The organism is Candidatus Ozemobacteraceae bacterium, assembly GCA_035373905.1.
Taxonomy (GTDB): Bacteria; Muiribacteriota; Ozemobacteria; order Ozemobacterales; family Ozemobacteraceae; genus MWAR01.
Map to the genome: position 1 here is coordinate 1 of DAOSOK010000075.1, position 7,711 is coordinate 7,711.

Sequence of the window (7,711 nt, forward strand, 5' to 3'; positions counted from 1 at the left end):
CCGAGCTTCGAATCGACTCCGGGTGAAGAATCGACTGGTGGCGCATAGTCTGTGTCTTATCCTGTGCCTCTCTCGAGCGCATCAGGTAGTATTCGCGAACCTTCATGTCATCGGGAAAGCGCCGTAGCCAGTCGTCGAGGAGCGGCTTCGCAGCCTGGTAACTCATCGAGGCGACCTGGGCCATCATATTCCGTCGCGGGGTGACCTGCTCCGCAATCCTGATGACCTTTGGCTGCTCATCCAGCCATTCCGGTTTTTTCAGGGCTGGATCCAGGGAGTGGGCCTGCAGCCACAACCGCTGTGCACTTGACGCATTCCCAGCCATTTTTGCGCGTTTTGCTTGCCGGAGCAGATTCTGCGCCTGGGCAATCTGGAGTACGCGGCGAACCTCCGGCGAAGGTGGTGATGCCTGGGACGCCTTCGGTGCCGTTTTGGGGGGCCGCGCTGCAAAACCTGCATCGGCCGTGAAAAAACAGGCGAGAATGGCAATCCAGAAGCCTAGGATCACGGTTCCGGCCGATGAACGGATTCTCATTCGCTGTCTCCTGCTGTTGTTTGAAGCTCCAAAGGCAGGGGGGGCGGCGGGAGAGGCTTCCATGAAGGATCGTCCGGAAAGGGGGAGGCCGAATCCGGTGCGGAAGGTCCGAGATCGGGCTGGAACACGGCCGGCCCGACCGTTCCCGGGTTCGTCCCGGGAAGAGCCCTGGTGATCGGTGCGATCTCGATCCGGTCCGCGCGGATGATGATTGAACACTGATTCAGGTAGGCGATTTTGGTCAGGATCTGGCAGAACGGGACATTTCTGAACGATGCATGAACCGGGAAGTGCAGATCGTTCGGAAACAGGATCGGCGTTTCCCCGCCGAGCGAGATCTGCCGGAGAACGAACTGGATGTCATTCCCGCGTGACAGCAGCGTGCCGGGTTTTTGTAACCCCGGGAACCCTGCCGCGAGCTGCTCGGGGCGTTGCTGTTGCAGGCGGGCCAGAATTGCCGTCCATGACTCGCCGTCCGACTCCACGGGAAGCACCAGCAGCACGGAGCCGGCGAAGGCGAACCGGTGATGCCGGGGCATGATCTTGAGGAGCATCTGCTCGAGGGTGGTGCCGTGAACACAGGGGGCGATCGTCGCGCCTGCACGGTGATGCATGACGACGTGATGCCCGAAACCGGCCGTCAGGAGCTCAAGTGCCTCCCAGAGACCGCTCGGCGACCCCAGGAGAGACCAGCCCTTGTGAAACCGCGGTCTTTTTGAAAGAGAAACTGGCATTTCCACGAACGTGTTCATCGAATTCCGCTTGAGCAGAACGCTTTCGCGTCGGATCTCCTCGACGCGCCACTCGTTGTCGAGCCGCGTTTTTGCCAGGGCGTGAAACCGCTCCCCGTTGTGGCGGATCCAGGCTCGCGCTTCCGATGGACCGTAGAGAATCGTCTCTACGACGGGATCTCCGGCCTGCGGTCTTCGGAACTGCGGTCCGGTATGTGCGATGGAGGCGGCTGCCGAAAGGAAGGCGAATATCAGCAGGAACATCGAGCCGATTTTCCACACGAGTGCGTATCGAGGCCGCAAGACCAGGATCACGACGAAAAACGGCCTGTTTTCATCAGGTGCTCGAGAATGAGGACGCCGTTGGTGGCCGCGCCGCGGCGCAGATTGTCGGCCACGACCCACATGTTGAGTCCGTGCTCGACGCTCTCGTCGCGGCGTATGCGACCCACGAAGACCTCGTCACGATACTGGGCCAGGAGCGGGGTGGGGTAGACGTTGCCGGTCGGATCGTCCAAGACGACGATGCCGTCCGACTTCCCGAGAATGGCGCGAGCCTCGTCGGCGGTCATGGGGTTCGTCAGTTCGATGTTGACCGACTCGCTGTGGGCGTAGAATACGGGCACGCGGACCGTCGTGGCGCAGATCGGAACGGGCGTTTCCAGGATTTTCCGCGTCTCGCGGACCATCTTCTCCTCTTCGCGGCACATGCCCGAATCGAGGAAGATGTCGATGTGAGGGAACAGGTTGAACCCGATCGGGTGCGGATACACCCCTTCGGGAAGCGGCTCGCCCGCCAGTAACGCGCGGCTCTGGGCCTTCAGGGTCTCGATCGCTTCGAGGCCGGTTCCGGAAACCGACTGGTAGGTCGAGACGACGATGCGCTTGATCGGGTTGACCCGATGAATCGGCGCGATCGCGACGACCATCTGGATGGTGGAACAGTTGGGGTTCGCTATAATACCGCGAGGTATATCATTCAGGGCGTGCGGATTCACCTCGGGCACGACCAGCGGAACATCGGCGTCCATGCGGAACGCGTTGCTGTTGTCGATCACGACCGCACCGGCCGCGGCCGCCCGGGGGCACCATGTCCTGCTGACCTCGGTGCCGGCCGAAAAAAAGACGGCGTCGAGGCCGGAAAAGTCTGCCCCCTCGAGCGCCTCGACCTCGATCTGGCTGCCGGCGAAAGGAAGCTCGATGCCTTTGCTGCGTTCCGATGCGAACAGCCGCAGGCGGCGCGGGACGAGCTTGCGCTCCTCCAGCACCTTCAGGATGGTGTGGCCGACGGCGCCGGTGGCGCCTACGATACCGAACGATGGGGCCTGCATACGTTGATCTCCTTGAAAAGGTCACTCCCCGGATGAGGTGGCTGATTCCGTTTCCTCACCGGAGGTTTCTGTGAGCGATTCCTGCATGAACGACCGGTATCCCGCCGGTCGGTGAAAGCGTTTCGGGATATCCGCTTTCGGCGGCCGGCCGGCCGGAACGTCGACCGCCGGCATCGTGAGCGAGGCGAGAAGTCCCGCCGGGAGAGGCAGCAGGCCCGCCGCCGAAGCCTGTTCCGGTTGCCGGGACGCCGATCCCGCATGTTGTTCCGTCACCGTTCTCGTCGATTGTTCTCTGAAACGCGAGAAATCAGGCATTTTCGGCGGCGTGAACCGGAAGCGCGGCTGGGTTTGACTTCCCCTTTGTGCGGACGTGCCCGAATCGGCATCGGGATCGATCGGTTCGACCGGGTCTGCGACCTTCGGTTCCGCGTCGTTTCGAGGCGGTTTCCCCGACGTTTCCTGCTGCGAAGCTTCGTTCATCCATTCCGGGAACTGGGATTTCTGAAAGCCTGGTAACGGCACGTTCCCAGGATCCTCGTCCCGAAGAGACTGGGCGTGCCCGACACATGCCGGGCACGAGACCAGGGCACAGGCTAGGCCCAGGCAAACGATCCGATGCGACATTTTCATACGCCGCCGAAAACGTACCATGAAACTCTCTCCATGGGAAGACATCCCTCCCACCCATGATGGGGGCAACCCCGGCACCCCTTGCCGCAATGTGCGTGATCGTATACACTGAAGATGATGAATACTTCGCTGGGTCCGCCGAAACAGGTGCGCCTTCGGTACAAAAATCCCCGATACGATCGGGTCGTGAGGATCAACACAGAGACGATCGCCCGCAAAATGGGCTTTGACGAGGACCAGATTTTCGACATCACCCTGGCCGTGGAAGAGGCCTACGCCAATGCCATCGAACATGCGTCCAGGCACGGTCCCGATCTCGAACTCGAAATCGTCTACCACCTTCACGGTGATCGTATCGTGATTACCGTTCACGACAGCGGCTGTGGGTTTGATGCGCCCTTGAACGACGGCAGGGGAGTCCCCATGGCCGGAATCGACTGCGCCCGCGGCCGCGGAATCGCGCTGATCCGCATGCTGTCGGACATCGCCGAAATCATTTCCGAACCGGGCCTCGGAACGCTGATCAGCATCACGAAATACTTGAAAAAGCCTGTCTCGAAGCCGGGCAAGGCAGCTCCGAAAAAAAAGCCCGCCACGCGTAAGCAGGCCCATCCGGTGAAAAAAACGGTTCGCCGCGCCCCCAGTGCCCGAAAGCGTGAAGAACGGTCGGCCTGCTGAAAAAAACAGCTTTACCACAAAGGCACAGAGGCACAGAGACACAGAGAACCGATTGGGTATTCACCACAAAGGCACAAAAATGCTCTTGCATCTTGTCTTTGTGCCTTCGTGTTTTCGTGGTGAAATTTTCTCTGTGTCTCGGTGCCTCTGTGGTGCGTTGTCTTTTCAGAAACCCACGTACCCAATTTGTGGGATGCTATTCGGCGATGCGGTGTTTCAGTTCGTCGAGGCGGCGCTTGATCGTGGAGAGGTCCATCGCGGCGAATTTCTCCGGCAGGAACTTGACGTCGGTGCACTCGACGACGGCGATGAGATCCATGTATTCGAGCCGCTCCGCATGTGCCATCGGCCGATACGTCTTGAACGCTTCCTTCACGAAATAGCCGATCGGGTGTTTTTCGCGGCCTTCATTCTGGATCTCTAAGAGGCGCGAGGCGCTGATGATGATGCCTTCCATCTCGTTGCCGCCGATATCGAGATTGTCGGGAAACTCCGGAAGGTCGTCGGGGTCGAGGGCGACCTTGTTCTTCTTCGCGAGCGACATGAACAGCTCGCGTTTGCCTTCGACCGTCTGCGGTGAAAAGAGCGGGATATGGACGTCGAGCCGCCCGACTCGCTTGAGATCGACTTCGAGCAGGTCGGGGCGGGAGGTCGCGAACACCCAGAAAATCCGGCCGCGATTCCGCGTGTCGGCCATCTCTCGGGCGAGCATGCCGTAGATGCGCCCCGAAAGACCGCCGTCGTCGGCCCCGCCGCCGCGCTTCCCGGCCATCTGGTCGGCCTCGTCGACGAAGACGATGACCTGACCCATGGCGTGCAGTATTTTGAACACCTGCTCGAGGTTGCCTTCCGTCGCGCCGACCCACTTGTCGCGGAAATTCTTCAACTCGACGCACGGAACGCCGGCCTCGCCCGCGAAACATTCGACAAGATATGTTTTTCCCGTTCCGATGCGGCCGTTGATCAGATACCCCATCGGAAGAGCCTTGAGCTTTCCCCGCTTCATCAGCTGGGCGTCCTGTCGCATCCAGCGAACCGCCTCGGTATGGCCGGCCACGGCATCGAGGGTCTTCGTCGACTCGACGAACTCGATGCGCCCGCCGGCGGATTTCTCGATCATCTCCTTCTTCACGCCGCGCAGATACTCCATCGTGATGCGGCGGTTGTTCTTGACCGCCCGCCGGATGAGATTCTGGATGTCGAGACGGGAAAGCCCTTCCAGCTTCGATGCGAGCGAGATACGATCGACGTCGCAGATCGCGGAAAAATCCGATATATCAGACGTTATTGTTTCGATGAACGACAGGACCTCATCGGCCGTCGGAAGCTCGATGCGGAGCTTCGCCGAACGGGGATTCTCGACGACCTGACGGTTCATGTCGGTCAGGTTCTCGGCGACCATGCAGGTCGCGATGAAGGCGCTGTTGATGTTCGGGTCGGCAGCCCAGTCGAGGATGCGGATCAGCGTCTCGACGGTGTCGGGATTCGTGTAGGCCGGGTCCGTGCGGGGCAGGAGAAAATGCGCGTAATCGAGAATCACCGCTATGCGGACAGGGTCCGAAACGGGCTTTCCATCGGCTCCCGGGCGGGTGCGAAACAGGCCGTTCCGGATGAATCTGTCGATCAGCTCGAGGGCCCGCTTCGGCTCCTTCGGAAGCAGGTTGCCCAGCTCGAGAAGCTTGCCTGGATCGCCTGTCGGAGCCGCCGGTACCCCCGTGAAGCCCGTCCGGTGAAAATCGTCGAACACCTTGAGAAACGACTGGAACAGGTCCCCGCCCCGGAGACACCGGATGCCCTTGCCGCGGTCGTAGGTGATGACCGCTTCGAACGGAGCGAACATCACGGTGCTCAGGAAGTCGCGCAGGCCCATCGCCTGCAGTGCGGCGTCCGGAGACGGCTTCCAGGGAACCCAGTCGTTGATGTTGCCGTAGAGGATGAACTGGCTGACCGAGCCGCTCTTGAAGATTTCCGCCATCTCCTGGGCCCATTTCGGGGAACCTGCCATCTGGCTTGCCGTCTGTGCCGGCATTGCTGCCGCCATGCCGGTCGCGGGTTGAGCGGAGGGGGGAAGGGAGCGCGGGGACTGTGGCTGGTCTGACATGGTTCGTTCTCTCCTGTTCGGAAAGGGCTTATCGGCGTTCTTCCTCGCCGGGAACCGGCGGCAATGGCGGCTCTTCAACGGCCGGAGCCGGTTCCTGCAAAGGGGGGATGTATGCTGGCTCTTCGCCCGGCAGAAGCTGGTCGTTCCCGCCGATACGGTTCAGAAAATCGGAGTGGGTGTTCACCCAGGCCTCGGTCTCGCCGAGGGTGGAGTTGATTCGGTCGATACCGGCGGAGATGGCCTCTGGGCTTCGGTTGAGAGCGATCTCCTCGCGGATGAGCTGGACCTGGTTCTCGATGCGGTTCAGTTCCATCTCGACGAGCTGGTTGTTTTCCTCGGCCCGCCCGATGTTCTCGAGCCGCTTCTGCTTGATCTCGATATTGCCGCGGAGAGACTTCATCAGAGCCTCCCCGATATCGCCGGCGGCAAGCTGTTTCTCGAGGTCGCGGATTTCCTTTTTCAGCTTTCCGGCGTCGGTGTGCTCGAGGCTTTCGGATATCAGGCGTTGTGTGAAGAGCAGTTTGACGAACATGACGGGAAGCTGGCTCAGCGTCTTCTGCTGGGTTTCGCGGACGAACTGCATCGCGCCTTCGCTGTTGATGTCCATCAGTTCGTTGATCTTCGCGAGATTTCGGTTCAGGGCTTCGAGGCGGGCCACCGACGCCTTGTCGAGCGACCGGATCATCTCGTTGATGCGGACCGACTTGTCCTGCTCGATCAGGTTCATGCGCCTCGACTGGATGTATTTCTGGAACCGCGGATCGGTCGAGAGCATCCAGAGATAGCCCAGCTCGAGGCCCGCCCCGAGAAACCAGAAGCCCGGGTTCAACAGGCCGAGCGCGAGCGAGCCGACCACGCCCATCTTGTTGAGCGGCAGGGCCCCCATGCCGGGCACCGGATACCGAAGATGAAAAGCCTCTGCTATATATTCCCAGAAACCGATCGGTGGCTTGGCCATGCTATTTCCGGCTCCCCTCCTCGTATGCGAGGAACTTTCCGGTGATCTCGTGAAGCTTGGTCTTGAACTTGTCGCCTTCCTGGACGTCGAGCGGCGACATCCCCGGCTCTTTGCCGATGTCCGAAGGCTTGATGAACACTTTCTCGGCAAGTCTGCCGGGGCCCGGCGTGAACATGAAGATGCGGTCTCCGAGATAGACGGCTTCCGCAAGCGAATGCGTGACGATGAACACCGTCGCTTCGACCTCATGCCAGAGGTGGGTGATCAGCGCCTGCATGTCGATTCGGGTCGGCTCGTCGAGGGCCGAGAACGGCTCGTCCATGAGGATGATGCGAGGTCGCAGAACCAGCGTGCGCGCGATCGCGACGCGCTGCTGCTGGCCGCCGGACAACTGGTAGGGATACTTGTTCTCGTGGCCGATCAGTCCGACCTTGTTGATCATGTCCATGGCCCGGGCTTTCATCTCGGCGGGCGAATACCCGAGCGAGTCGCGGTTGAGCTCGAGGCCGAACAGAACGTTCTGGAGCACGGTCCGGTTCGGGAACGAACTGTATTTCTGAAAGATCATCCCGCGGTCCTTCCCGGGGCCCGTCACCGGCTTGTTGCGCACCAGGACTTCGCCATGCGTGGGCGGCCACACGTCGGGGAAGCCCTGGATCAGGTTCAGTACGGTCGATTTTCCACAGCCGGACGGGCCGACGAGAGCGATGAACTCGCCGACGTCGGGCAGATCCTCGATCTCGAAGT

General features: G+C 60.9%; 8 protein-coding genes. 1 reads left to right on the top strand and 7 read right to left on the bottom strand.

Annotated features, from left to right (window positions below):
• The 4 genes from PLU72_20110 to PLU72_20125 all read right to left on the bottom strand — a co-directional run.
• Window positions 1–535, bottom strand: a 535-nt coding sequence (locus PLU72_20110; GenBank protein HOT30489.1) for a hypothetical protein, incomplete at its 3' end; no start/stop codon positions are given.
• The gene (locus PLU72_20115; protein HOT30490.1) at window positions 532–1,530 is read right to left on the bottom strand and encodes a hypothetical protein; all 999 of its coding nucleotides are present in this window, start codon (window positions 1,528–1,530) and stop codon (window positions 532–534) included. The genes PLU72_20110 and PLU72_20115, both read right to left, overlap by 4 nt.
• A gap of 47 nt (window positions 1,531–1,577) precedes the next feature.
• Window positions 1,578–2,597, bottom strand: coding sequence for an aspartate-semialdehyde dehydrogenase (locus tag PLU72_20120; protein ID HOT30491.1), 1,020 nt, complete (start codon window positions 2,595–2,597; stop codon window positions 1,578–1,580).
• A gap of 21 nt (window positions 2,598–2,618) precedes the next feature.
• Window positions 2,619–2,870 (bottom strand): hypothetical protein, encoded by a 252-nt coding sequence (locus PLU72_20125; GenBank protein ID HOT30492.1) that lies wholly within the window; start codon window positions 2,868–2,870, stop codon window positions 2,619–2,621.
• Between the two features lie 474 nt (window positions 2,871–3,344).
• Between PLU72_20125 and PLU72_20130 the strand changes: the two genes are divergently transcribed.
• Complete coding sequence (locus PLU72_20130; GenBank protein HOT30493.1) at window positions 3,345–3,905, top strand: ATP-binding protein; 561 nt, start codon at window positions 3,345–3,347, stop codon at window positions 3,903–3,905.
• Window positions 3,906–4,101: 196 nt separating this feature from the next.
• On the opposite strand, the gene PLU72_20135 is transcribed toward PLU72_20130, so the two are convergent.
• The 3 genes from PLU72_20135 to PLU72_20145 all read right to left on the bottom strand — a co-directional run.
• Complete coding sequence (locus PLU72_20135; GenBank protein HOT30494.1) at window positions 4,102–6,006, bottom strand: AAA family ATPase; 1,905 nt, start codon at window positions 6,004–6,006, stop codon at window positions 4,102–4,104.
• 28 nt (window positions 6,007–6,034) lie between these two features.
• The gene (locus tag PLU72_20140; protein HOT30495.1) at window positions 6,035–6,964 is read right to left on the bottom strand and encodes a hypothetical protein; all 930 of its coding nucleotides are present in this window, start codon (window positions 6,962–6,964) and stop codon (window positions 6,035–6,037) included.
• Window position 6,965: 1 nt separating this feature from the next.
• The coding region (locus tag PLU72_20145) for an ABC transporter ATP-binding protein (protein ID HOT30496.1) at window positions 6,966–7,711 on the bottom strand (746 nt) is incomplete at its 5' end.

Coding starts and splice junctions, on each gene's coding strand:
- PLU72_20120 (HOT30491.1), bottom strand. CDS start 2,597: ATGCAGGCCCCATCGTTCGGTATCGTAGGCGCCACCGGCGCCGTCGGC.
- PLU72_20130 (HOT30493.1), top strand. CDS start 3,345: ATGAATACTTCGCTGGGTCCGCCGAAACAGGTGCGCCTTCGGTACAAA.
- PLU72_20135 (HOT30494.1), bottom strand. CDS start 6,006: ATGTCAGACCAGCCACAGTCCCCGCGCTCCCTTCCCCCCTCCGCTCAA.
- PLU72_20115 (HOT30490.1), bottom strand. CDS start 1,530: ATGTTCCTGCTGATATTCGCCTTCCTTTCGGCAGCCGCCTCCATCGCA.
- PLU72_20140 (HOT30495.1), bottom strand. CDS start 6,964: ATGGCCAAGCCACCGATCGGTTTCTGGGAATATATAGCAGAGGCTTTT.